The sequence below is a fragment of the Butyricimonas sp. Marseille-P2440 genome (assembly GCF_900091675.1).
Lineage (GTDB): Bacteria > Bacteroidota > Bacteroidia > Bacteroidales > Marinifilaceae > Butyricimonas > Butyricimonas synergistica.
In genome coordinates, this window is the sequence record NZ_LT594609.1 from 683,198 (window position 1) to 710,179 (window position 26,982).

23 protein-coding genes are annotated in these 26,982 nt (G+C 42.7%); 15 read left to right on the forward strand and 8 right to left on the reverse strand.

Translation table 11 applies throughout. The features are described 5' to 3' along the window. Positions 1-70: 70 nt before the first annotated feature. The 4 genes from BN8899_RS08600 to hemW form a co-directional block, all read right to left on the reverse strand. The gene (locus BN8899_RS08600) at positions 71-808 is read right to left on the reverse strand and encodes a MafI2 family immunity protein (protein WP_065219106.1); all 738 of its coding nucleotides are present in this window, start codon (positions 806-808) and stop codon (positions 71-73) included. Between the two features lie 94 nt (positions 809-902). Beyond that, entirely contained in the window at positions 903-1,466 is a 564-nt protein-coding gene (locus BN8899_RS08605) for a hypothetical protein (RefSeq protein ID WP_065219107.1), read from the reverse strand. A gap of 28 nt (positions 1,467-1,494) precedes the next feature. Further along, positions 1,495-2,301 (reverse strand): KilA-N domain-containing protein, encoded by an 807-nt coding sequence (locus tag BN8899_RS08610; RefSeq protein WP_065219439.1) that lies wholly within the window; start codon positions 2,299-2,301, stop codon positions 1,495-1,497. Between the two features lie 181 nt (positions 2,302-2,482). Further along, positions 2,483-3,604 (reverse strand): radical SAM family heme chaperone HemW, encoded by a 1,122-nt coding sequence (gene hemW, locus BN8899_RS08615; RefSeq protein WP_065219108.1) that lies wholly within the window; start codon positions 3,602-3,604, stop codon positions 2,483-2,485. A 116-nt stretch (positions 3,605-3,720) separates the two neighbouring features. Here hemW and BN8899_RS08620 point away from each other — a divergent pair, with 116 nt between their 5' ends. Both BN8899_RS08620 and BN8899_RS08625 read left to right on the forward strand, forming a co-directional pair. Further along, on the forward strand, positions 3,721-5,961 hold the full coding sequence (locus BN8899_RS08620) for a TonB-dependent receptor (RefSeq protein ID WP_065219440.1): 2,241 nt from the start codon (positions 3,721-3,723) through the stop codon (positions 5,959-5,961). A gap of 6 nt (positions 5,962-5,967) precedes the next feature. Next, the gene (locus BN8899_RS08625) at positions 5,968-6,774 is read left to right on the forward strand and encodes a DUF4249 family protein (RefSeq protein WP_082986966.1); all 807 of its coding nucleotides are present in this window, start codon (positions 5,968-5,970) and stop codon (positions 6,772-6,774) included. A gap of 2 nt (positions 6,775-6,776) precedes the next feature. Here the strand turns inward: BN8899_RS08625 and BN8899_RS08630 are convergent, their stop codons facing one another. After that, the gene (locus BN8899_RS08630; protein ID WP_148375335.1) at positions 6,777-9,488 is read right to left on the reverse strand and encodes a M1 aminopeptidase family protein; all 2,712 of its coding nucleotides are present in this window, start codon (positions 9,486-9,488) and stop codon (positions 6,777-6,779) included. 864 nt (positions 9,489-10,352) lie between these two features. Here BN8899_RS08630 and BN8899_RS08635 point away from each other — a divergent pair. The 6 genes from BN8899_RS08635 to BN8899_RS08660 all read left to right on the forward strand — a co-directional run bounded on the left by BN8899_RS08635 (position 10,353) and on the right by BN8899_RS08660 (position 14,916). Then, on the forward strand, positions 10,353-10,802 hold the full coding sequence (locus BN8899_RS08635) for a hypothetical protein (protein ID WP_018337943.1): 450 nt from the start codon (positions 10,353-10,355) through the stop codon (positions 10,800-10,802). Between the two features lie 813 nt (positions 10,803-11,615). Continuing rightward, positions 11,616-12,071, forward strand: a complete 456-nt coding sequence (rplM, locus tag BN8899_RS08640; protein ID WP_018337942.1) for a 50S ribosomal protein L13 — start codon at positions 11,616-11,618, stop codon at positions 12,069-12,071. A gap of 6 nt (positions 12,072-12,077) precedes the next feature. Further along, positions 12,078-12,464: a 30S ribosomal protein S9 gene (gene rpsI, locus BN8899_RS08645; RefSeq protein WP_018337941.1), complete on the forward strand. Its 387-nt coding sequence runs from the start codon at positions 12,078-12,080 to the stop codon at positions 12,462-12,464. Positions 12,465-12,556: 92 nt separating this feature from the next. Then, positions 12,557-13,342 carry a 30S ribosomal protein S2 gene (rpsB, locus tag BN8899_RS08650; RefSeq protein ID WP_018337940.1) on the forward strand — a complete coding sequence of 262 codons (786 nt, stop codon included), beginning with the start codon at positions 12,557-12,559 and terminating at the stop codon, positions 13,340-13,342. 21 nt (positions 13,343-13,363) lie between these two features. Next, on the forward strand, positions 13,364-14,182 hold the full coding sequence (tsf, locus tag BN8899_RS08655; protein WP_065219111.1) for a translation elongation factor Ts: 819 nt from the start codon (positions 13,364-13,366) through the stop codon (positions 14,180-14,182). A gap of 77 nt (positions 14,183-14,259) precedes the next feature. Beyond that, a complete protein-coding gene (locus BN8899_RS08660) occupies positions 14,260-14,916 on the forward strand; it encodes an HAD family hydrolase (RefSeq protein ID WP_065219112.1) in 657 nt (218 codons plus the stop codon). Between the two features lie 5 nt (positions 14,917-14,921). Here BN8899_RS08660 and BN8899_RS08665 read toward each other — a convergent pair whose 3' ends face one another. Continuing rightward, positions 14,922-16,571, reverse strand: a complete 1,650-nt coding sequence (locus tag BN8899_RS08665) for an ArnT family glycosyltransferase (protein WP_065219113.1) — start codon at positions 16,569-16,571, stop codon at positions 14,922-14,924. A gap of 175 nt (positions 16,572-16,746) precedes the next feature. On the opposite strand from BN8899_RS08665, the gene BN8899_RS08670 reads away from it, so the two are divergent. The 5 genes from BN8899_RS08670 (at position 16,747) to BN8899_RS08695 (ending at position 22,913) form a co-directional block, all read left to right on the forward strand. Beyond that, positions 16,747-18,228 (forward strand): hypothetical protein, encoded by a 1,482-nt coding sequence (locus BN8899_RS08670; RefSeq protein ID WP_065219114.1) that lies wholly within the window; start codon positions 16,747-16,749, stop codon positions 18,226-18,228. 4 nt (positions 18,229-18,232) lie between these two features. Beyond that, positions 18,233-18,952, forward strand: a complete 720-nt coding sequence (locus BN8899_RS08675) for a hypothetical protein (RefSeq protein WP_065219115.1) — start codon at positions 18,233-18,235, stop codon at positions 18,950-18,952. 100 nt (positions 18,953-19,052) lie between these two features. Beyond that, entirely contained in the window at positions 19,053-20,066 is a 1,014-nt protein-coding gene (locus BN8899_RS08680; RefSeq protein WP_065219116.1) for a porin, read from the forward strand. A 38-nt stretch (positions 20,067-20,104) separates the two neighbouring features. Then, on the forward strand, positions 20,105-21,226 hold the full coding sequence (locus BN8899_RS08685; protein ID WP_018337933.1) for a nucleoside recognition domain-containing protein: 1,122 nt from the start codon (positions 20,105-20,107) through the stop codon (positions 21,224-21,226). 79 nt (positions 21,227-21,305) lie between these two features. Beyond that, positions 21,306-22,913 (forward strand): ArnT family glycosyltransferase, encoded by a 1,608-nt coding sequence (locus tag BN8899_RS08695; RefSeq protein ID WP_082986967.1) that lies wholly within the window; start codon positions 21,306-21,308, stop codon positions 22,911-22,913. On the opposite strand, the gene BN8899_RS08700 is transcribed toward BN8899_RS08695, so the two are convergent. Next, positions 22,863-23,474 (reverse strand): lipid-A-disaccharide synthase N-terminal domain-containing protein, encoded by a 612-nt coding sequence (locus BN8899_RS08700; RefSeq protein ID WP_018337930.1) that lies wholly within the window; start codon positions 23,472-23,474, stop codon positions 22,863-22,865. The genes BN8899_RS08695 and BN8899_RS08700 overlap by 51 nt on opposite strands. After that, positions 23,471-24,199, reverse strand: a complete 729-nt coding sequence (locus BN8899_RS08705; RefSeq protein ID WP_026207557.1) for a glycosyltransferase — start codon at positions 24,197-24,199, stop codon at positions 23,471-23,473. Before BN8899_RS08705 ends, BN8899_RS08700 begins: the two co-directional genes overlap by 4 nt. A 157-nt stretch (positions 24,200-24,356) precedes the next feature. Between BN8899_RS08705 and pyrH the strand changes: the two genes are divergently transcribed. Continuing rightward, positions 24,357-25,061 (forward strand): UMP kinase, encoded by a 705-nt coding sequence (gene pyrH, locus BN8899_RS08710; protein WP_018337928.1) that lies wholly within the window; start codon positions 24,357-24,359, stop codon positions 25,059-25,061. Positions 25,062-25,093: 32 nt separating this feature from the next. Beyond that, the gene (dxs, locus tag BN8899_RS08715; protein WP_065219119.1) at positions 25,094-26,977 is read left to right on the forward strand and encodes a 1-deoxy-D-xylulose-5-phosphate synthase; all 1,884 of its coding nucleotides are present in this window, start codon (positions 25,094-25,096) and stop codon (positions 26,975-26,977) included. Positions 26,978-26,982 lie beyond the last annotated feature (5 nt).

Sequence of the window (26,982 nt, forward strand, 5' to 3'; positions counted from 1 at the left end):
ATCACACAAGTACGAATTCATATTAGTAGGGCGAATATCGCAAATGGGAAATTGTGTGGGTGTGCTGTTTTCATAATTCTTTGCTATTATCAAGACAATCCAGCTCGGATAATGGTTGTTCAGAGAAGATACATTCCTCTTTTACTTTTGGGATTTTATCTGATGAAAAATCGGAAATGATTTCTCCGGACATATCGCTCAACATCTCCCGGTCTTGTTCGGTAGGAAGAAAATCAAGATAGCATTTCAATATAAGCTGATTGTTAGTATAGCTCATAGCAATCGCTCTGACATTTGGGGTCGCATTCCCTTTAACTGCCCTGCGAGCCGAATCAATAATATTCTTATGGTTTTTATCATTTACAATCCACCGTTTGGAAAGGTATGATGAAATCAATATTGAAATAATGGGTAATATTGAATGAACAAGTGTAATGATGGTCACAAGTTCGTTGTTTGTGATGTATTTACCTTCGCTCGGAGGCAGTCCTTCGGGGCGCATATTTGCAGTCTCCGGATTCCAATCATATAAGAAGATAAACAGAGGTACTATTATCAACAACGAGGAAATCAAATATAAATATCCTGCAAGTTTCAGCCACGAATTGCCTTTATACAACAGCCAAGTAGGAATGCCGCATATCGAATAATAAAGGCAGAGTGCGGGTAATAACGATATGAGTATGATGACGCCTCGTGAGTCAAGACAAAAAGAGAAAAGGTTATAGAATGTCGGACAATATACCAGCAAGCCGCATAGCAGCATCATTGCCTCAAATTTCCAAAATCGTTTATCGGTCAGTTTCATTTCTTACCTCCTTTTCGCCAAAGATAGATGAAGAGGAATAGTGCCAATGCGATTATGCCGGTTATTTTCTGCCACTTTTTCATAAGAGGAATGTTTATTGTTTGTTTTTGTCTTTTATGACGGGGATGTTGAAGAAGCCGTTTTGGAGGGTGAAGATATATTTGTCTCCAGGAGTAGCTTGATTATAGAAATCAGAATCTGATTGAAGGTTTTGTTTTCCGAGTTGTTCGTTTTCAAAATGAAAAGTCACATAATGAACAATAGATCTGTTTCCTCCGATATATTTGCCTGTTATTGTTGCTGTTTCGTTACAAAATGAATGACTTGTCGGAATATAGTAATTCATTATTTCAACACTCCCAAATAAAAACAAACCGATTAAACACCCGAAACATGCGTGTACAGCAGAATAGTATAAACCTCCGAAATATTCTTTCCAATTCCAAAGGATTTCTTTGTCTTTAATCAAACGTATTATCCCAACAGCAAAACCTATTACAGAGCCGATAATCAACCACCACTGGTTAAATTCAAATATGGTTTTACAGTTTATATTCGATGCCCATGCAATATAAACCAAAATAGATAAAGCAACCGACCATGATAATGGTTTGAGGACAGGCTTTTCAAATGCTCTATGTCGTTTTTGCTGTTTCACGCAACATTGAAATTTACGATTAAAATAACTATTTCAGTAACTTCCTGTCACCATTGATGTCACTTTCCAAAACACTCATCTGATGAATAGCAATTTGGTTTAGTTTAATAAGCCTTTCACCTTGTGATATTCCCTGTTCTATAAATACAGCATTTAGGTTTTCCATATTCGACAGGCAGATTAATTCGTTAATTGTGGCATAGTCCCGAATATTCCCTTTCAAGTCGGGATTGGCTTCTCTCCATTGTTTTGCTGTCATGCCAAACATCGCCACATTCAGCACATCGGCTTCATTGGCATAAATGATGCTCGCCTGTTTGAGCGTTACCTCTGCCGGAATAAGATTCTGTTTGATTGCATCGGTGTGTATGCGGTAGTTGATTTTCGACAGTTCCCGTTTGGCAGACCACCCCAACAAGTGTTGTTCCTCAGTCTTAAGCCGCTGGAACTCCTTGACAATGTAGATTTTGAATTCGGGACTTATCCACATGGCAAACTCAAAGGCTATATCCTTGTGAGCGTATGTGCCTCCGTATCGTCCGGCTTTCGCCTGCACACTTATCGCATTTGTGCGAACCACAAACTCCTTGACGCTTATTTTGAAGCTGTTTAGTCCGGACTGATTTCTAATTGTGGCGAATTCGCCATAATTAAAATCGGGATTATATACTTTTTCCCAAATACCAATGTATTCAAGTGTATTGCGATTGCGCAGCCAGTCGGTTATGAAAAAATCTCCGTCTTTGGCACGCAATATATCGGTCAGGCAGATGTAGTCCTCACCATCTACCTTTATAACATTGACTTCGGTATTTTGAACTGTTATCTTTGCCATATGCATTTGACTCTTTATTTTGTGTACAAAGTCACTTTTTTATTCGACTGTACGTCAAAACCTTACGATTATTATTGCTAATATATAATTACCTCCTTTCTTTGATAAAATTTATTCTCTATTTGTTCTTTTCAATTCATCATGTCACAAATATAAAGAATTATAACAACAAATATGAGATTCAAACAAAAAACAAATCGCTCATGATCGCGTCGGAAATCATCCAGCCTTTTTCACCGATTTTCAAGCGGTCGCCTACCCGCAACAAATCCCCACTCAGCAGATAACTCTCCACCCGCTCCCGAGCGGCTTTCCAATACGTGCCATACAACCTCTCTACCTCCTGCACATCGATCCCCCACATCGTCCGCAAATTCGTCATCACGTATTCGTTATACAAATCCACGTCCGTTAACTCCTCTTTTTCAAAAGACAATATACCATCACCTAAACTCTCTATATAAGTTTTCAAATTCGCCGTATTCCACTGCCGGGAATGCAAATCATACGAGTGAGCCGATGGTCCGAACCCGATATAAGGCTTTTGCTGCCAATACGAAGTATTGTGAAACGAGTATTTCCCCTCACGGGCAAAATTCGAGATCTCGTAATGTTCGAAACCCATCTCCTTCAAATATTTACACACTACACCATAACGTCGTGCCATCACCTCCTCATCCTCCAGCTTGAATTTCCCCAGCCGAACCATCACCTCAAAAACCGTATTTGAATCAATACTCAACATATAAACCGATAAATGCTTTATAGGCAAACGATTTACAACAGTCATATCCTCCAGCAACTCCCCCTCCGTCTGTCCCGGCAAACCGATAATTAAATCCACGCTGATATTGTCAAACCCCATATCTGCCGCCAACCGTACCCCCTCCATCGCCTGCCTGCCCGTGTGTGTCCGGTTAATTTGCTTTAAATGATCATCAGAAAACGACTGTACCCCAACACTCAACCGATTGAACCCCATATCCCGGATTCCCGCCAAACGCTCCCGGGTCAAATCCTCCGGGTTCAACTCGATCGTCCGTTCCGCCCCCGGCAAAATATCGTAATGCCGTTCCAGCGCATCGACAATCCGCTGCAGCTCCCCCCGCTCCAAGTACGAGGGAGTGCCCCCGCCGAAATAAACCGTACTCACCCGCCGCTCCGGCAGATACCCCTCCCGCAAGGCTATTTCCCGCTCAACTGCCCCCAGGTAAGCCTCCTTCAGCTTCAACGAAGCCACCGAATAAAAGCCGCAATAAAAACATTTACTCCGGCAAAAAGGTACGTGTACATATATTCCCATGACATGAGTTTTACTGTTAATCTGCAAAATAACAACATTTATTCACACCCCCGACCATGATTCTACTAATTTGTTTACTACATTTGTAAAGTTTCAGAATCACAATGGTTGCACGTATGGTGAAATGGTTTGTTATCCTGCTCCTATTTATTCCTGTTTCCCTCGACGCCCAGACAATCGTCATGGGGAAAGTCATTGCCAACTCGGGCGAACCCGTGAGCGGGGTAAATATCTATTGCATGGACAACAAAAACGGCACCACCACCGACTCGCTGGGGTATTTCCGCCTGGAATGCGACATCCCCTGCACGCTGGAATTTTCACACATCAACTACAAAAGTGAAACTTACAAGCTGACAAAAAGCGACGCTCCCTTCGTCATCACGTTGCGGAACAAACACAACAACCTGAAAGAAGTCGTCGTCAGAGCTCTGCCGGCAAGCGGGCGTGTCCTCTCGTCCATAAAAAACATCGAACGGATTCCAGCCATACTAGGGGAACAGGACATTCTGAAATACCTCGCCACCATGCCTGGCATCGTGACTACCAACGCGCTGAACTCGGGAATTTACGTTCGCGGGGGCAACAGCAACGAGAACGGATTCCTGATTAACAACATGGTCATCGCCTATCCCGACCACCTGACCGGCATCCTTTCCACTTTCGACCCCTACATCCTGGGCAACTCCACCCTCTTCAAGAGCGGATTCCCTGCCCGGTACAACAGCTTCCTCTCCTCCTACATCAATATGCGTCCCGACCCGGGCAACAAGAACAAACACGAGGGCGAAGTCACCATAGGACTCGTGTCCTCCGCCCTCAAAGCCAAAGGTCCCCTGCTGAAAAACCACACTTCTTTTGCCGTTTCCGCCCGCACCTCCTACCTGCAACACATATCTAAGCTATACAATCGTTCCATGAAGGACAACCGGAACCCTAACTATATGCCGGAGTACTCTTTCAGTGATATTACCGCGAGTATAGATTCACGCCTTTCGGACAAGTGGAAAGCCTCCGCATTCGGTCTTTTCTCCATCGATCACATGAAAATGAAAATCAGCGACCACATTCAATACGTGTTCGACTGGCACACGCTCTCCGGCAACATAAACGCATCCTACACCCCCACTTCACGGGAACAATGGGACTTCCAATTCGGTAGCAAAAACACGTACAGCGAGGGCGACGCATCCGGCAGCATCCCCATGGGAGGCGGCAACCGCCATTACGCCTTGCTGGGACAAGTATCCTACGCCCGCAAGCTTTCCGATAACATAAATATAAACACGGGCGGCAAATTCGAGTATTCCCGTTTCGAAACGGCAAACAAATCCAACGAGAGGGAAGACCTGCTAATAAAAAGTTCAGACAAGGACTTCAATTTATATGAAATTTACCTGGATATAAATCTCCAGTTAAACCACAACTTCATGCTAAATGTCGGAGCAAACTACCAGTATTATCGCGGTGACACCCGCACCCACACGTTCTCCCCCCGGGCGAAAATCAGCTACACGTTCAACAAACTCACTTTATGGGCAGACTACGCGAAAACCGTCCAATACCTTAGCCTTTATCCCTATTTCACGGTAAAAACTCCCATCGACATTTGGTACCCATTGGCAAAAGGCACAAAACCCGCTACCTGCCACCAGTATTCCATCGGGATAAATCAAGAAATCGGGCAACTCCTTTCCCTCTACGCCGGGGTATTCTACAAGGATATGCGCCACGTGAAGGACTTCGCTTCTGACATCCAAACCGAATACTCCGCCTTGACTGACAACCTGATACAAGGCAAAGGTTACGCCAAGGGCATGGAATTCGACCTCACGCTAAACCATCACGCCCTATACGTGCGGGCAAACTACACCCTATCGGAATCCAAGCGCAAGTTTGCCGAAATCAACAACGGCAAATCGTTCAATCCCCCGTACGACGTGAAGCACAATGTCGTTCTGAACCTGTCGTACGAGATCTCCCCCCGACTCCTGCTGAACACGCTTTGGACATTTTCCTCCGGGGTATACACCACTTTCCCCAAAGGCATGGTGGTAGCCCAAAACATCACGGAAATCCAAACGGGCGAGAATCCCGTGCTGATCCCCGTCTATACAGACCGCTATAATTACAAATTACCGGACAACCACCGGTTGGACGCCAGTTTGGACTACAAATTCAGCGGCAAGAAGACTTTCTACAAACTGAGCATCGGGGCATACAACGTGTACAACCAGTCGAACCCCTCGTTCGTCTACTTCCAAACGGAAACCAGCCAAAACTTAACAAAAATTATCCCGAAATCTAAGGTAATGTTACCATTTATTCCTTACCTTTCACTGCGCATTAACTGGTAAGCACGTATGAGGAAGATGATCTCCATATTAATACTCGCGAGTTTATTCTCCTGTATGCCCGAAGAAGAACTCCCCATCAAGAACATGGGAGCCATCTCCGGTTACTTCATCGAGTGCTACTGCATCCCAGACGAATCTTACACACTCAATGCGGCAAAAATACTCCCCCTCACCGAAACCATCGACCCGGGAGCCGCAGTCGATCTGGACGTATCGATCAAAGCCGACACCGTGATTCGCCTGGAACCCGTGCCCGGCACCCTCTCCTTCCTAGGCAATTACCAGCACATGACCCGCTTGGCAAACTACGGGATCGATTCTCTATTCCTGAGCATCCTTACCCCCGAGAACGAACATATCACGGCAAAAACGGCAGTCCCGGATGCCATCGAAATCGCCTCATATTCCGTTTCCGGGACAAACAATTCTGCAACAATCACGTTTCAAACTTCCCGCAACCCCAAGCAGAATTACTATATTTTCAGTATGCAAGCCCGGAAAAGCGACCGTGACGACCCGGTATTGAAAAAAGAAACCACCTATCTCGACTTATCCCGCTATTCCCCCGGCGCATCGATCGAAAAAACAATCAGATGCCAGGAGATCGAGGAAGCCGACGGGGTATTCATCACCTTGATGCGCATCACTGAGGACTGCTACAATTATCAAATTTCCCTCTACGAGGCAAACAGCGCCAACCAGGGGAGCATCACGACTCCCGTCCCCCTCGTCGGCAACATACAAGGGGCTATGGGCATCTTCACCTGCTACACGAAATGCAATAAATTCATCCCAAGAGAAAAATTCCAATAACACTACTTTGCAATCCTGTCTTCCCTATAAACCCATTTCACGGCATCCCCAACAATAGATTGTTTTGATCTTCCCTTATTAGTCAAGAAAATATGATGTAGCCCAGAAGAATAATTATATTTCCCTAGAGAGAGCCATCCTTTTTGCCCAGCAATATTCTTTTCTAATCGAATTTCTTTACCATTTTCACAACTAATCAAATACTCTTGTTCTATAACACGACTCTGATCCGACACACTAGCTTTACCATCCTGTATAAAAACAATATTAGGGATATGAACAAACAATTCATAAGTTCCCTCCTTCTCTATACTTGCATACCACTCTATTCGAGATCCCCCGCTTCCAGCCTCACAACATACAGCACTTTTCACGACATCACCGTACGCATCATAACTAATATATTCCACCCATGCCTTGGGCGGTTGAACCACCACGATCTCACTTTTGTACTTGGGATAATTCCCATTATCCTCAACAAACAAATCCTTAAGTTTCGGCCAATAAGGATGAATCATGTTAAAACTAGTATCCCTATTATCGACAAGAACCTCATCGGTGTTCCCGTAAAACTCTTCCCTATTAACAGTATGTATATATTCAGAATAATCCATGACATCCGCATTCATATCCTCATGAAATGACAATGATACGGGGATATTGTTTGAAAGATTTGTGTTTATGACCAACCGGGTAGAGGCTGTTAAAACAAATGCCACGTCTAATCCCGTTCCGGCCTTGACATAGTAATGCCGGTTAAAAGAAAAATTTGGATCATTTGAAACAGCCTCCGCAAAAATCATAAACATACTGGCGGCGTTGCCTTTAACAGCCTCCACGGAAACAACTCCATCCACATCACTATCATTATACACTTTAAACTGGACATACAAAGGATTGCCGCTACCGCTCTCTCCCGAACTTCTAATCAACCGGACAAAACAATCCCGAACAATCAAATTAGGCAAACCTCTTTGATTAAACCAAAGCTCTAAATAATCCGCTAATTCTACCTGAAAACGCCTATTAAAATGCTTGCAAAAATGCGAAAAAGAACAATTTTCAAACTTGTGTTTATCCATATAACTCCCCACAAAAGAGATTACCGAATCATTAGGCACACCACAAACCGCTGACGCCATATTTATAAACTGCCTGGATTTCAATGCCAATATTTTGAACAACACGGGAGCAGCAAGCCCCTTGTCACTTAAAGCATCACTTAAACTATTCGACGATAAATAATTTAAAGCATCCCGGGTATAAGCGTAATCATTTAACTCATCCATTCCCTTACCTCTCAGTGCCAAATGGGCAATAATATTCATACATGGATATTCATCACTCACCATAAAAGTATGAGGCAGGAATAGCGATGAAAGACGGTATGGATTATGGGGAGTTAAATAATTATCGTAATCATATTCCTTATAAAAATACGACGCGAAATTCACTTCTTTTTTCCATAGAGAACCAAAAACATTCTCAAACATCCCCAACTCTTTAGAATGATAATCAAAAAAATACTTATCCAACAATGCTGTAAATCCCCGGCTGGACAATTTTCCTTTTTTTGCTCTTATTCCTACCCCCTTTTCCGGCAAAAACACCAATTCTGGTTGTACAAATTCTGTTTTATCATTTCCATTCCTAATATAAGATGCAAATGACACGGGAACCTCCGTCAAAATCAAACGTTCAAACGGGTAAACCCGGTTTAATTCATTCTCCTTCTCATCCATATAATTCCTCAAACAACTGGCAAGAAAACAAGAATCTATATTTGAAAACCAATCTAAAATCGAAATATGCTTTTTAAACAAGTTCAATGTATAAGTTACGGAATCCACTGTCATAGATGTCGTTTTATAATCCCCCATACAAAGAGAAATCCCTTGCATCTTGGAAGAATTACGAAATAACACATGATCTTCCCCCCGCGTTTCCTCCCCTTGTGATATAACTGTTCTATTTCCAGGATTAATCACGTCCAATGTAAAACGCACATAATCTCTAGGCACACTATACGGGGAACTTGGATTCACGGGCGGATGTGCCACCGGATACCATAAAACTTCAGGAATCAATAAAGTAAAATCAGCATTCAGAAAATAATAATTCTTCCCGAAATAGAATGGGAATCGCCCGTTCATCCCAGGATCCTCTATGTCTTTACCCGGAACATCCAAATAACAAACATTTCCATTGATCTTTCCCCCGTATTTTAACTGTAAACCGATTGAATCATTGGGAGCAAGATTTTTTTGAACTCGAATGACTTGCCCCTCTCGCTCAAATGCAACATCCCGACCGTCACTCTTCAACGAAACAACCTCAAGTGCCGGGTTCAAATACAATATGAAACTATCAAGAACCTGCCCTGTCTGATTTTGCACGAAAAGACTCGTCAAGATATCCATCTTTATTCCTTCTTGTTTGTATTGTATGTTCTGTTCAAGCATCGTGACATTCTCCATTCGCGAATACTTATCGTACACACGTGCAAATTGTTGACGTTCCGAGGAAATTTTACAACGCATCAAACAAAAGGCAGCTCCCGTGAAAACACCAATGCCAAGTAGCAAAATAGACCCTAAGATTTTCCGTTTTCTCTTCGGATTATTGGGAATACGATCAAAAAAAATAGTTGTCAAATGAATAAAACCTAACCCCAGAAATAACCAACACACCCGTTGTAAAACGTATTCACTCATATTCGGGAAACCCATTACCTCCGAAAATGTGTTAGGCAATTTAAGGGCTAAAAAATCGAAAACACCATATCTCGTCCCTTCAATACAAAACACCCCTAATCCTAAAAGTAAAAATAACAGCACTGTCAATATACTATTCCGCAACAGAACAGAAAGAAACACGAAAAAACCAAGTGCAAAAACCAACGAAGGCAAGAAAAACAACAACAAATAAAATATATACAGCAATATATTTAAATGGGTCAAACTAAAAAAAGATTGTATCACGCCAGAAATAATCGCGAAACCTACTGCGGTCAAAAGAAATGCACGAATAATTCCTAGACACATCCCCCAAACATATTCCGTGTTACTTTCCGAACGACAATAAAAAGTATCTGCAGTATCTAATCCATTCTTCCTATTTAAAACATTTACAGACAAGAAAATAATGGCAATTGTTTGAAAAAGCACCAACAAATAAAAATTCATGAATGGAATAAAAGAATCCAAGGAAAACATTCCCGACATATTTCTACCAAACAAAGAACTCTGGTAATACAATTGGAAAAACAAAATAAAACAACATGACACGAACAGGAAAATTCGGAACAAAATACTCCTTGTCAACAATTTACAACTATACGTTGTAACAATATTCAACCTATAAAGATTCATAAAATACATTTTCTTCAAAAATAAAAAAACTTGATTAAACTATTCTTTTTACATTGATTAATTATGTTTTTTTCGTATTATTTCATCTGTCAATTTTTACTAATTAAAAACATCATGAACGAACCTCCACACTTTAATCTCCCATAGATTTATATCCGAGCATAACTCCCAAATATCACGAATCTAGTTTCTTATTAAAATACCATTATGAAAAAATACATTACCTTACTCTCCATTTTACTTTTAACTGGAACATTTTCTTATAGCTTTCAACCTTGGGCTATAGACAACATCCCTCCATTTGATTATGTCTTTGCACCTGACGGAGTTGACGAACATACTATTGTATCGTACCCAGGAGGATCCACAAGCATTATCGTAGAAATGATCGCCCCACATGAAGTTATATTTCCTTCCGTAAAAGGTATCGCCCATATTTTGGGTGCATCTGTCAATATTCCAATACCCGATGCAGGTCACCTTTCGAGCTTTCCCCACAAAATAGGTGAACGCATCATACTAGAAATAACTTTAAATTTCAACCCAAACATGCCTCCTATAAGTTTCGAGCTAGATCTAATTGTATATGACCAAACAAATTCACCCCTTGGAGGAGGAAAATTTACCATTGACTTACTTGATCTCACTGATTTTTAACATGATAATATACTGATTCATATAACCAAAATGGAGCTCATTGAATAAGCTCCATTTTATTCCTTTTTTATCATCTTAAACTATTTTACAAACATTATTACAAATAACCTGGGATAGAAAATACTACGAAATGCAATAAATTCATCCCCAAAGAGAGATTCAATTAACAACCGCACTCTCTCCGAGAACCCAAGATACCTTTCTTCCCAAAAAGCAACGGGCTAATTTTTCCCTCTTTTATTGTCACCCGCTCAACCCATCTTGGGATATATAAAACAACAATGACAGTTCCAATAAAAACTCAAAACAGTAAGAAATCCTACCGGAATACAATATAATTTTCGTATGAATTCCGGTTCACTTCCGTTATGAACGCTATATGAACCCTATACGAACCCTATATGAACCCTATTATAAATAGCGTTCATATAGTATTTATAAAGCTGAACTAAAATATTATAAACGGTAGTGAACCGGAATTCATACCCAATTGTTACCGAATTAAAATAGGTACCGGGTAGAACGTCATACAATTTTCAACATAAAACATTTGCCACCGCCCCCACTTCGCCCTCGAATTTTCACGGAATGTTTTGGAGTTCAAAGATTTTTGTGTACTTTTGCCCCTCATTTTGGAGTGGAATGCTCGAAAATTCGCGAGGAATACCTTAGCCATGCTCCCCGTGATGCTTCTGATTCCGTTGAAAACTAATAGTTTGCCCGATAAACCTCGTTGTTTTTAACCGGATGAAAGGACGCGAGAGTAACCACGAAAAAATACAAACAGAAGTTTAATAATAAATTAAAAAAGAAGTGGATCAGATTAGTTACAAAACAACTTACGTCAACAAAGCCACAGCCCAAAAAGAATGGATTGTGATTGACGCTGAGAATCAAGTTGTGGGACGTCTTGCCGCTAAAGTTGCGAAACTGTTGAGAGGCAAGTACAAACCCAGTTACACTCCCCATGTAGATTGCGGAGACAATGTAATCATTATCAACGTGGAGAAAGTAGTCTTCACTGGAAAGAAATTAACCGACAAAGTGTATCGTAGACACACGCAGTATCCCGGAGGACAAAGAACTTCAACTCCCGCACAAGAGATGGTTCGTTTCCCCGAGAGAATACTTGAACATGCCGTGAGAGGTATGCTTCCGAAGAACCGCCTTGGTCGAGCTGTATTCAAAAATATGCACCTGTTCGTGGGACCGGAGCATAAACATGAATCACAACAGCCGAAAGTAATCGATATAAATACACTTAAATAACAAGGTATGGAAGTAGTAAATACAGTAGGTAGAAGAAAAAGCGCGGTAGCCCGTGTTTATCTTAACGAAGGAAAAGGCAATATCACAATCAACAAAAAGAGCTTGGAAGAATATTTCACGTTGCCTACCCTCCAATTTATTGTAAAACAACCGCTTGAATTATTAGGCGTTGCCGGACAATATGACATCAAAGTAAACCTTGTTGGAGGTGGTTTTAACGGACAGGCTGAAGCTTTACGTTTAGGTATCGCCAGAGCATTGGTGAAAATCAACGCCGAGGACAAATCTAAATTGAGAGCGGCAGGCTTCATGACCAGAGACCCGCGCGAAGTTGAGCGTAAGAAACCGGGACGTCCGGGCGCACGTAAGAGATTCCAATTCTCTAAACGTTAATCAGAGTTTAGTATCTAAATTGGCGGGACTTCTCTCGAGAACTACCCGGCAATTGAGCAAATTTAAGAATGTAAACTTAAAAAAAGACACAAATGTCAAAAACGAATTTCGACGAATTATTAAATGCAGGTTGTCACTTTGGACACCTTACCCGTAAATGGAATCCGAAAATGGCTCCGTATATTTTCATGGAGCGTAATGATATCCACATTATTGACCTGAACAAAACCGCTATCATGTTGGACAAGGCAAGTGCAGCCTTGAAACAAATAGCTAAATCAGGCAGAAGAATTCTGTTTGTTGCAACAAAGAAACAGGCTAAGGACATTGTTGCTGAAAAAATTTCAAATATCAATATGCCGTACGTGACTGAAAGATGGCCGGGCGGTATGTTGACCAACTTCCCGACCATCCGGAAAGCCGTGAAGAAAATGACCACCATTGACAAAATGGAAAAAGACGGTACTTTCGCTCACCTTTCAAAACGGGAAAAACTCCAGATCTCTCGTCAAAGAGCAAAATTGGAAAAGAACTTGGGCAGCATCGCTGACCTGACTCGTCTTCCTGCCGCTCTTTTCGTCGTTGACGTGATGAAGGAATATATCGCGGTAAAAGAAGCTAACGCTCTTGGAATACCCGTGTTCGCTATCGTGGACACGAACTCCAGCCCGGAAGGAATCGACTTCGTGATTCCGGCTAATGATGACGCTTCAACTTCTATCTCTTTGATTATCGGGAACGTAGCTGATGCTATTAAAGAAGGATTGAGCGAAAGAAAAGCCGAGAGAGAAAAAGAAGGCGACAAGAAAGGCGCTGAAAAAGAAGAAATTCAAGAGGAAGTAGCAGAAGTAGAGGCAAAAGCTACTACTGAAGAATAAATTAATTGAAATCGAAAGAATATGGAAATAAAAGCAGCAGACGTGATGAAGTTGCGTAAAGCAACAAACGCCGGAATGATGGACTGCAAACACGCTCTTCAAGAAGCCGAGGGTGATTTCGACAAAGCCGTTGATATCATCCGCAAAAGAGGTCTTATTGTTGCCAGCAAACGTGCAGACAGAGATGCAAAAGAAGGTTGCGTTTTAGCCAAGACCGACGGTAAGAACGCAGTAATGGTTTCATTAAATTGCGAAACTGACTTCGTTGCCAAAAACGAAGGATTCATCGGTTTTACCACTCGCATCCTTGACGCCGCTTTAGCCAATATGCCCGCCACCACGGAGGAATTATTAGCTATCCAATTGGACGGTAGAAGCATCGCCGACCAAATTTCAGAACAAACCGGAGTAATCGGCGAAAAACTGGAATTGAGCTACTACGGAAGCTTGAAAGCAGAAGATTGCGTGGTTTATATTCACCCGGGAAATATGTTAGCAACCGTTGTTGGTTTCAACAAAGCCGCTGACGCCCAAGTGAAGAAAAATATCGCGATGCAAGTAGCTGCCATGGCTCCTATCGCCGTAGACAAAGACGGGATTCCGCAGAACGTGATCGATCACGAATTTGAAATCGGTCGTGAGAAAGCACGTGAAGAAGGCAAACCGGAAAATATGTTGGAAAAAATTGCTCAAGGTCGCTTGAACAAATTCTTCCAAGAGTCTACCTTGTTGAACCAAACTTACGAGCAGGACAACAAGATGACCGTGAAACAGTACTTACAAAGTGCAGATAAAGATTTGACCGTCACGGGCTTCTTACGTTACACGTTGAACGCTTAATAAACGACAAATCTGTCAACATAAAAAGCAGGCTTAGCGATAAGCCTGTTTTTTTATCCTTTCATACTCACGAAAATATGCAGAAAGATTACAAGTACATTCTTTTAGACCTCGACGGGACCGTCACCGATTCCATGGAAGGAATCACCAAATCGATTCAATACGCCCTGAAACATTTCGGGATTGAAGTAGACGACTTGAACCAACTTCGCAAATTCGTCGGTCCCCCTTTGAAAGAATCACTCATGGAGTTTGGCCATTTCAATGAAGCACAAGCAGAAGAAGGCATCCGGAAATACCGGGAAAGATTTGCCGACATTGGTATATACGAGAATGCCGTTTACCCGGGCATAGAATCCCTCTTGCAAGAATTGAATGCAGCGGGGAAGCAAGTGATGCTGGCAACCGGGAAACCTGCCTATTATGCCGAAAAGATTCTCGACTACTTCCACCTCAGCCCCTATTTCAAGTTTGTCGGGGGCAGCGGGCTCGACGGCTCCCTGTCGCACAAAGACGAAGTTATCCGCCACGTGCTGGAAAGCAATGACATTCACGACCTGAGCCAAGTCGTAATGGTCGGCGACCGCAAGCATGACATTCACGGAGCCAAACAAGTAGGAATAGACAGTATTGGTGTTTTATACGGCTACGGGGACAAAGAGGAGTTAATCGAAGCCGGAGCGGAACTAATGATCAGTTCTGTGGAGGAATTAAAACAAGCATTACTATCATAACAGAATCAATAATCCGCTTTCTTTTCTAAAATCGTCACGTAGCGCACGAATTTCGGGGAGTAGCGTTTCTTATCGGATTTCGGGCGGGTGTTGTTGTCGTAAACGTCAATAAAGTGAAGGTTTACCCGTTCCAACATCGCGGGAGGCAATACTTCCGCCGCAGGTTTGCCGGAAACCAAGACGATCGGAAGCGAATCCAACAGAGTGGTATCCTTCGCTATATCCAAAGGTAAAATGCGACGTCCAGCCTCGTACACCAGCTCGATACGCAATTCTTCTTCCGACGGGTAGTAGAAGGGCAGATGATTCACTTCTTCGATTTTCCTAACGGCACTGATGCTCTTGATCTCCGTGTTGTTGAACATATTGGCAACACGAGGCATAAGCAGGGTTTCCACGAGAATCATCAATAACACGATCCCTGTAAAGACTTTCATTGATTTCATCCTTACCCCACCCGCGAAAATAGAATAAGCCGCAACAAGGAAAAGTATGGAAACAATAATCAGAAGCATCAGCCCGATTTGCCCTTTTGTATAAAACAGGAAGTATATTGCCACGGGCATTCCCAAAGCAATGAGAGCCGGAAGGAACGCATTGATCCGGAAGACTACCCGATCACTTTTGGTAAGAGCCTTTTCCTTCGTGGCAGCAAAGATATACACCACGTAGTGTGCCACAACCATAGCGGCTGGAATAAGCAACGGCAACAGGTAACGGGTTTTCTTTTCCGGGAAGAACGAGAGAAGTACTAAACTCACTAACGTCCACAACACGGCAAAGGTATATTCTTTTTTCAAGGTCACCTTTCGTTTCAACCAGAACCAACCTACCAACCCGGTCAACAGGAATAACGACCATATCCCGGATTCCGCGAAGAATTGCCAGTAATAATACCACGGACGAACGTTTCGCTCCATCCAAGCTGTCGATTCTTTCGCCCACACGTATGTTGTCATGTCCTTGTGGAATACGTACAAATACAAGTACCACCAAAAGCTAACCGCCGCAAAAATCAAAATCATCACCACGATCTGCAATCCTTTTCTCTTGAAGGAGGGACGGAACACAGCGATATAACTAATCAGGAATGATAGTAACAAGGCATAGAACGCCACCGGACCTTTCCCCAGAAAGGATAACCCGAGAAATATTCCCGCCCATACAAACGAACCCCAGCCTGTCCGCGGGCTGGTAATCCCTTTGTAGAAAAAGAATATAGCGCCCAGCATAAAGCTATGGCAATAAATATCCCAAGTCGCTACACGACCTGCCATAACGACATTGAAACTTGTCGCCAATACCAAAGCGGAGAGCAATCCCAACAACCTGTTCTTGGTTAATGCCGAAGCGAAGAAATAAAGGAAGAACGCCATGAGGGTCGCCATTATTCCGGCTGCCGCCCTTTGCAAAGAGATATTGTCAGGTTGGAGATACTCGATCCCGGCTGCCACCCAAGTAGGCAGAGGCGGTTTTTCCAAACGAAGTTTCCCGTTCATGGTAGGCACCAGCCAATTGTCATATTCTATCATCTCGTGAGCCGTAACCAAATTACGCGACTCCATAATATCCTCATAAACAGCCCCGTTATTCACGAAGAAAGCGAACCAACAAACAATAAGAATAAACAGGTAGTGTATATAATTTCTTTGCATAACCTCTTTAAATTACACTTGCGATTAAGTGGCAAATTTAAAACAATAATATTATTTTTACTTGTATCTCACTCAAATTATCAAGAGAAACGTATTTTAATATTTGATAAAATTTTGCTTAATCGCTTTTTTACACTAAACTTGCAACACTAACACTATTATTGAAAACACAATTATGAAAAAAGTCTTTTTTTGCATCCTGCTAACTAGCATTTTGATTTCATGCGCAAAAGAGGAAGGTGACGATTGGGGAAATCAGAAAATATTAAATTACAATGGTTCTAACCCCGTAGGCAAATTTCTTATTTCTAAAATAATTGAACGAGATCAAGGGATAGAAGAATTAAACCTCACGCTATCACATCCCGCAAGAGAATTGCTATTCGACCACGCTATCTTCGGGCAAGGATTTGGATTTGGAATACATTACGCCATACCCGTCCGAAACACGAATACAAATATTGTAGAGGGATGTATCATCTATCAAATTAATGAAGAAATTCATGACAATTTTAACCTGAAAGCTAAAATTAAAGCCCCCTTATTCATAGATTCTGAAAAATATAACGCACTACCAATTCAACAAAAAAGCTGTCTTGTATTTTTCAAAAGATGGAAAGAACAAGGTTTAGAAATTACAGAGAAATTGTGCATAGCAGAAACATGTTTTTCAAGAACAAATACTGAAATCGAAAACGAAACTTCATTTTATTCGATATCAAAAGAATATTATCCTGTAGAAATCGAATATTGGATTGATCTTGGAGGTTATTTACCAGATGATACGCATGCCTACGCACTAGGATTAGAAGAACGAAGTAAAATATTCAAAAGGAACTACCAAGCCCTAACAACATCCAACACAGCAAACACCCCTGAGATCTGTGTCGATATGGAAAGAATTAATATCATATTAACTTTTTATAATGGTATCAATGGTTCACTTGAAACGCTTTTAATAAATTACATGAATCAATGCGCTAACGATTTTCGCAATTGTCCAGGAGCTCCACGATTAGAATATCACATCATCACGCCAATAGGAAATCAAGGTGGTTCTAGTTCTGGATCAGGAGGAGGCTCTAACTCGGGTTCAACACCGGGAAGCGGCAATGGCTCCTGGAATCCCCAAACACACCACGGCATCCTTGAAGCAATACAATCCCAATGTCGGTTAAACGATACCGACCTAAAAATACTTATTGATGCAAATGACTACTGCGACAATTTACTAGAAGGCAATCAATTCGCCTCCAAAGCATATTACCATGCCATGAAAACATCTGCAACGTTATCAGAACAGGCTGCAAGAGATCGATTCAAACAACATTTAACAGAACACCTTTTTAAGTTCTTAGAGAAAAAAGAAACAAATCACCCAAACGCCATTTACGCCTTAGGGATTGCAATTCATGGAATAGTCGATAGCTTTTGCCCCGGGCATAAAGGATTTCAATATTACTCCCTTGCCAACTTTTCTGAACACGCCAAACAAGACAAAGGAGCACTTTCTCCCGAGCAAGTCGGAAATTCCATAAAAGTTACAGTAACTATTTACAGAGAACTAAACCGACCAGAAGCAGATGATCAAACAATAGATAATGTGATTGCCATGTGGGAAGAAGCATATAACAAAAATTTAGAAGAAAATAATTGATATCATGAGAATCATCGTTAAATGTATAAAAATATTCATGATAGGAATAGCAAGCATTATCGTATTATTCTTAATCACAGTAGCCATAAACAGGACATTGGCGAGCAAATGGATGCTGGAACTCCGGAAAAAAGAGTTAAAAACACCCAACCCGACTGCTTACACATTCAACTACTCCTTATCACACGTGAGAACATCCATTTCAAAAAAATTTAAAGGAACATTCAGAGACATGGTATTATATGGTAAAGGAACTCCTTATGGAAATATTGATCCACATTACGCTGAGGATATCATTGAAAAAGTAGGCAATGAAAATGATTTCGTTTTAGGAGGAAGCCATGTATTAGAATCTTTCACGTATCGAACAGGGAAAAGGGGACGCTACTGTAACATGAGATTGCAAATTCATTTAGATTCTATTTCTCCCACGGAAACAAGAGTGGAGGTCATCAGCCACGATCGAGAGATCATTTCCGGGTACAAATTAGGCACCGCACACATGTCTTTTATTGTCCCCATATTTCAAACTTTCGATCCAACAACCATTGAAGAGTATCAAGTTTTGTATAACATAGGCAAATACCTAGAGGTGGATATGCCTAAAGTTAATTACCCGGAAGATTTATCCGATCAGCAAATATTCGCAACGTTTTGTAATGGAGTAAAACACCGCATAAATTCAACATATAGACCATCACACTTGATAGGAAACGAGAAATAATCTATTAGATAAATAGTGGCAATCTGCATATAATTCAAAATCTAATATTGCTTTTACGGGAAAGTTAATTTATCTTTGCCGCTCAAAATCAAATTAGTTTATGAGAAAAATATTTGCATTCTTTTTACTCTCTGTATCAGGCATATTGAGTGTGTGTGCGCAAGAAAAGAACAGATTTAATCTGACGGGAGAAGCCCGGGTTGATTACCTGCATAACCTAGGTTCCGCTTCGGCTTCCGATAACGGCTTCCGGGGAAGCATGGTCAATTTAAAAATAAACGGTACGTTCGGGGATGGATTTTCCTACGCTTATCGTCAACGTTTGAATAAAGCAAACACGGAAAGTTCTTTTTTCAATTCCATTGATTACGTGTATCTTAATTACGCAGTCAATAATAACTGGACTCTTTCCGCAGGAAAACAAATCGTTAACATCGGCGGATACGAGTACGATTTAGCCCCTATCGATATTTATACTTTATCCGAGTTTTGCAACAATATCGCTTGTTATCAATTCGGGGCGAGCGCTTCTTATCTCCTCGACGGGGGAAAGGATATGTTCACGTTGCAATTGTGCCAATCGCCATTCCAAATCGAGGGCAGCCGGGATATTTACGCTTTGAATTTCACCTGGAACGGGAGCCACGGTTGCTGGAACACGATTTATTCCGCGAATTTAATTGAATATCAACCACACGATTTTATCGGTTACCTCGCTCTCGGTAACCAATTCAAATCAGGAAAGACTGTTTTCAACGTTGATTTTATGCTCCGTTCCACGGGTTCACAAGTGAAGGACGGGGATATGTTCAAAGATTTTTCTATCATCGGAAGTATAACGCAAGAAATCGGGGAACACGTGGTCTTGCGGGTCAACGCTTCGCATGACGCGAATAAAAACAAAAGCGCGGGAGATTTGTGCGTGTTGCCCGGAACAAAAATAACAAATATCGGCGGTGGCGTGGAAGTGTATCCCGCTCACACGCGAGATGTCCGCCTGCACGCTTATTACAGCTATTATTCAGGAGATAATCATACAGAGGGGACCCTTCAACCCGATGACATGCAACTCAGTGTAGGATTGACCTGGAGAATAAATTTCATTAAAAAATAACTCTAAGTATCACTCATAAAATTTAAGAAGAAAGCATCATGAAGAAATTTATACCCACCGGGATTCCATGCCTAATTATCGTGGTTGGAATTTTCTATTACATCGCTTCCATCATGGGAATCCCGAATATGCTCAATACAATCATGAATACCGCTCATGATTTACTGTTAAATACTGTATTCTATTTAATGGGAATTTGTGTCATCACGGGAGCCCTTGGACGTATATTCGTGGAATTCGGTGTCGTGAAGCTTTTGGAGAAGATTCTGCGCCCGTTGATGAAGCCCCTTTTCAACTTGCCGGGTACGGCTTCGTTGGGTGCGGTGTTGACCTTCCTGTCGGATAACCCTGCTATCATTTCGCTGGCAAAGGATAACCGTTTCGGTAGTTATTTCAAAAAATACCAATTAATATCTCTTACCAATTTCGGTACAGCTTTTGGAATGGGATTACTTGTTATCGTTTTCATGATCGGTCAAGGATATTATTCCGCTCCTTTTATCGGGTTGTTCGGGGCTTTTTGCGGTTGTATCGTATCCACACGATTAATGCAACGTTTTACACTGAAATCGCATCCTCATTTCAAGGAGGAATGCGCTGTAACAGAAGTCGTGGAGATCAAAGAAGATGAAGACAACTCGAATAAATCACTTTTTTTACGCATTTTAGACGCCTTACTTGACGGAGGACGCTCGGGGGTTGACATTGGTATAGCTATTATACCGGGAGTGTTGGTTATATCCACATTCGTGATGATATTAACTTTCGGACCTTCAGCAGAAGGATTTACCGGAGCTGCTTACCAGGGAACGGAACTCCTTCCCTACCTTGCCGGCAAGATAAATATTCTTTTTGAATGGCTGTTTGGCTTTAAAGACCCGCACCTTGTTGCTTTCCCGATCACGGCTCTCGGGGCAGTAGGCGCAGCCCTTGGGCTTGTACCGAATTTCGCCGCACAAGGCTGGATCGATGGCAATGCCATTGCCGTGTTTACCGCTATCGGTATGTGCTGGAGCGGTTATTTAAGCACCCATACCGCCATGTTGGATTCTCTCGGGTTCCGCCAACTAACTTCCAAAGCCATCATCGCCCACTCGATAGGCGGTCTGGTTGCCGGGGTGGTTGCCCATTGGATTTACGTGTTATTCCAACTATTTTAATACTCCAAAATAAACGGAAAGGTTTTGTAAAACCTTTCCGTTTATTTTTCCGTAACACACATAATTATAGCGAACAATCATGAAAAATATAAAATCATATTCATATTTTTTGCTATTCATTCTAGTTCTGCCCGTGTTATTATTTCGGGATTTTACCCCAAATAACGAATTAAAATACTTGAGCATAGCGGATGAAGCCTTGCGTGACGGACATCTTTTCGCGTTTTACCATCAAGGGGAAGCCTATGCGGATAAACCTCCTTTGTATTTTTGGTTCATTATGCTGAGCAAATGGATCTTTGGCGAATACCACATGATTGTACTTTCCCTGTTCTCCATTATCCCCGCTCTCGTGTCCATCCACATCATGAATAAATGGGTGGAGGAGGAAACTTCCCGTACTTCGCGCTGGAGTGCTACTTTGATGCTCTACACGAGTGCCCTTTATATCGGTTCCGCGCTTGTACTGCGCATGGATATGCTGATGTGTATGTTTATCCTACTGGCGTTATACACGTTCTACAAAGAATATTCCGACAAAGGACGCCCTATAGATAGCATTCTACTGCCGTTCTATATCTTTATGGCAATATTCTCAAAAGGTCCGGTCGGGTTTATCGTCCCCGTGGTTTCGATCCTCGTTTTCTTGATCGTGAAAAAGGAAGCCCGCCACTTCGGGCTGTATCTCGGCTGGAAGCAATGGGGCATTCTTCTCGGGTTATGTGCCATATGGTTCGGCTGCGTGTTCGCGGAAGGCGGAACTGCCTACCTAAATAACTTGCTCTTTAATCAAACCGTCAACCGGGCTGTCGATTCGTTCCACCACAAGGAGGCATTCTGGTATTACGGGGTTACCATATGGTATTCGGTTGCCCCATGGTCGCTCCTGTACGCGGCAACCATCATTATTGCCCTCCGTAAAAAGCTGCTCACGACGGATAAAGAAAAGTTTTTCTTCACGATCATCGCTTCCACTTTCGTATTGTTATCCGTGTTTAGCGCGAAATTAGATATTTATATGTTGCCGTTATTCCCGTTCTTTACTTATCTGACGATATTGTTATTGCCCAAGATGAAAGAAAAATGGGTAGCGTTCACGGTGTATATCCCGGTAGTCGCTCTCGTGCTTGCCCCTATCGTTGCTTTCGCCATCCGAAACAAAATGGAGTTCCCGTATTCAACATTCATTCCGATTGCCTTGGGACTATTATTCATGTTTTGCCTGTTAGCTTTTGTATTCTTGCTGCGGAAAAAATTATACAAGGCGATTAACTATACTTCGTTGGGAATTTTGTGCATGCTATTCACTGGGGCTTTCGCTTTACCCAAATTCAACCCAAGTATCGGATTATCCGAAATGGCTGAAAAAGCTTACGAAATTTGCGAGGAAGAGGATATCGACCATTATTACTATTATCGCTTCCGTAGCGGAGAGAATATGGATGTCTATTTGCATGAAGATGCTATAAAGATCTCCGATGAAAATTCTTTGTTCAAGACTTACGAGCAGGGCGACTGTATGATTTTCTTAAAAGAAAAAGATGTATCCCGCTCGGAGAATATCATCAATTGGCTTAAAAATGTACATCACGAGAAAATTGGAACATATTATTTAGTGTACCCGCAATCGGGTCACTTAACAACTACTCTTACGGGAGAGATAGATGTTCCTGCCGTAAGCCAATAGCCCGGTGGATTGTCCTAGGATCAGAACCGGATCCCGACGATAGATAGCGTAAGAAACGATAATCAAAGAACCGAACAAGCTGATAATCCAAAAACCGATCGGAAGCAACGATTCGTCTTTCCGCTTGGAATATATCCACTGGTACACAAAACGCAACGTGAAGATAATCTGTCCCATCGAACCGTAAATCAATAACCACAAGGGTATTTTCTCGTTGCGGAAGAACTGGTCGACAAAGGCGCCCACGTCCTCAAGCATATACACGATTGCCGCAATAGGAGTAAGCAGAAGTACCACACGCAACAGCAGCGGCAACCATTTCCACTGATGTTTTTTGTTCAAGTTCCAGATATAAATGTAATAAGATATGATCTGCCCGAAGATGATTGCGAAATCGTCCCTCAACCAACCGTAAACAAATAACAGGTAAGACCCCAATATGCTCAACTGCCAGAATATTGCCGGGGAGATTACTTTCTTTGCCCGCTCGGATAAAATCCATTGCAACAGTATTCGGGCTGAAAAGAACACTTGGGCGAGGAATCCGATAACGTAAATCATAGGTTGTTTTCCGCAACTTGATAGTTAATATAACGTTTCCGCATCCAGCGGTAAGCAAAACAATCCTTGAAAGGACCCACCAGACGATTTGCCAGGTTGTATTTTGATTTTCCGGCAATCCGGGGAAAATGACGCACGGGAACTTGTTTTACTCGCGCATGTTGCAATTGAATCAACGCGGGCAGAAAACGATGCATTCCCGTAAAAAATGGAATCCGCTTCGCGTAATCCGTGCGCAACACTTTCAACGGGCACCCGGTATCCTCTACCCCATCATGTGTCATCATGCGGCGGAAGCCGTTAGCGATACGGGATGACATATTTTTCACGAAACTATCTTTTCGCCCGGTACGGATACCCATAACCAGCTCGTACTCGTCAGCATGTTCCAATAAACTATTGAAGTCCTGGGGTGTCGTTTGCAAATCGGCATCGATATACCCGACCCATTTGGAAAAAGAGTTATCGATACCCGCTTTCATAGCAGCACTCAATCCCCCGTTTTGGGCAAGATTCAAGAAGAAAAAACCTTCATTACGAGCGCAAACCTCCCGCATGAGGCGTTCGCTATCATCTTTCGAGCCATCGTTTACAAACAATATACAAGAAGACACCTTGGATGTTTTTAAAAATTCACCTAACTCTTCCTCTAATCTTAGGATATTCCCTTCCTCATTATACACTGGAACTATGACAGTTAGATCGTAATTTGCGGTTTTATTCATCTGCCGTGAAATTTATATTCTCAAATTAAATTATAGTTATAACAAAAATCATTAGTTTTGTTGTTACGTTTTACGCTAACGAGCGGCGTGTATTTCTAGTACAAATATATATACTAAAAACTAAGTTTTTTGTTATAAAATTTAAACAGACAAAGATATGCAATATAACCGAATTTTGTTAAAACTCAGCGGAGAATCTTTGATGGGCGGGCAAAAATATGGCATAGACACCACGTGTTTGGAAAGTTATGCCCGTCAAATACATGAAATCGCGAAGATGGGCGTCCAGGTTGGTATCGTCATCGGCGGAGGTAATATTTTCAGGGGACTGAGTGGAACAAACAAGGGCTTCGACCGGGTGAAAGGCGACAGCATGGGGATGCTGGCAACCGTAATTAACAGTTTGGCTTTAAGCTCCGCTTTAGACAACGAGGGATGCAAGAACAAAGTACTCACGGCTATCCGCATGGAGCCAATCGGGGAATTCTACTCGAAGGCAAAAGCCGTGGAATATTTGAAAGAAGGTTATGTCACCATCATGAGCGCCGGAACTGGTAATCCTTATTTCACAACCGACACGGCAAGCAGCCTGCGTGCCATTGAGATCGAGGCGGACGCCATGTTCAAAGGAACCCGCGTGGACGGTATCTATACTGCCGACCCGGAAAAAGACCCGACTGCCACGAAATTCGACAAGATCACGTATGACGAGATATATAACCGGGGGTTGAAGGTCATGGACTTGACTGCCACGACCATGTGTAAAGAAAATCATTTACCGATCATCGTGTTTAATATGGATCAACCGGGTAACTTAAAAAAAGTCATTTCAGGCGAGAATATTGGGACGATCGTGTATTAATTTCCCTTTCAGGCTTTTTTCAAGGGTGAATCATGAGTGAAGAGAAAAGAATATTAGATACAATAAATTCTCCCGAGGATTTAAAGCAAGTACCCGAGGATGACCTTATCCAACTATGCCGGGAACTACGCGAAAAAATCATCGACGAGTGTTCGGAACATCCCGGGCATTTTGGGGCAGGATTAGGTGTTGTCGAACTTACCGTGGCATTACACTACGTGTTCGATACGCCTTATGATAATATCGTGTGGGACGTGGGGCATCAGGCTTACCCCCACAAGATACTTACCGGAAGACGGGATAGCTTCTGTACAAACCGCCAATACAAGGGACTCAGCGGCTTCCCTAAAAGAAGCGAAAGTAAATACGACGCGTTCGGCACGGGGCACTCCTCCACCTCTATTTCCGCGGCCCTTGGAATGGCAGTAGCGGCAAAGATGAACGGGGAGGAAGACCGCCAATCCGTGGCAATCATCGGCGACGGAGCCATGACCGGGGGACTGGCTTTCGAGGGATTGAACAACGCGGGAACGAATAACGCCAACCTGCTTGTCATTCTCAACGACAACAACATGGCTATCGACCCCAACGTGGGCGGGATGAACGAGTACCTTCTCGACATCACGACCTCCAAAACCTATAACAAATTAAAAGAAGATATCTGGCATATCCTCGGGCGTATCAATAAAATCAGCCCGGGAGCCCGTAACTTTATCCAAAAAATAGACAACAGCGTAAAATCGTTGATGTTGCGCCAAAGCAACTTGTTCGAGGCTCTAGGATTCCGGTACTTCGGTCCCGTGGACGGGCATGACGTCAACCACCTGATTAAAGTCCTCCGGGATTTGAAAGGCATCAAGGGTCCCAAGCTATTGCATTGCATCACGGTGAAAGGCAAGGGCTTCAAGCAAGCCGAAATAGACCAGACCACCTGGCACGCCCCCGGTAAATTCAACAAGGAAACCGGAGAGATTATCAAAGAGAATAAAGGCAACACGCCCCCGAAGTTTCAAGACGTATTCGGCAACACGATACTGGAATTGGCACACACGAACCCAAAGATCGTGGGAATTACCCCGGCAATGCCTTCGGGCTGTTCGTTGAATATCATGATGAAAGAAATGCCCGACCGCTGTTTTGACGTGGGTATCGCGGAACAGCACGCCGTGACGTTCTCGGCAGGGTTGGCGGCTCAGGGCTACGTGCCTTTCTGTAATATCTACTCCTCTTTCATGCAACGGGCATACGATCAAGTGATACATGATGTTGCCCTGCAAAAACTCAACGTCGTGTTCTGTCTTGACCGGGGAGGACTGGTAGGTGCTGACGGGGCGACACACCACGGGGTTTTTGACCTGGCAAGTTTCCGTTGTATCCCAAACATGACGATCGCCTCTCCCCTCAACGAGGAGGAATTGCGTGACATGATGTACACGGCTCAACTCCCGGATCAAGGACCATTTTCCATTCGCTACCCGCGGGGCAACGGCACGATGATTGAATGGCGTACCCCGTTCAAAGAATTGGCTATCGGGAAAGGACGCTGCCTTATCGAAGGCGAGGAGGTTGCCATTCTCTCGCTGGGGGCTATCGGGAACGAGGCTCTTAAAGCCATCGAGAGGGGAACAGGGCGTTCGGTAGCGTTCTACGATATGCGTTTCCTCAAACCGCTGGATGAAAAATTACTTCATTCGGTATTTCATAAATTCAAAAAAATCATTACCTTAGAGGACGGAACTATCGTGGGTGGTTTGGGTAGCGCCGTGTTGGAATTCATGTCTGACCACGGCTATTGTGCAAAAGTCGTACGCCTCGGCGTACCGGATCATTTCGTGGAACATGGCACCCAACAACAGCTATACAAGGAGTGTGGTTACGACAGCGAATCGATATTCCAAACTATTTGTTCGATATAAATAGA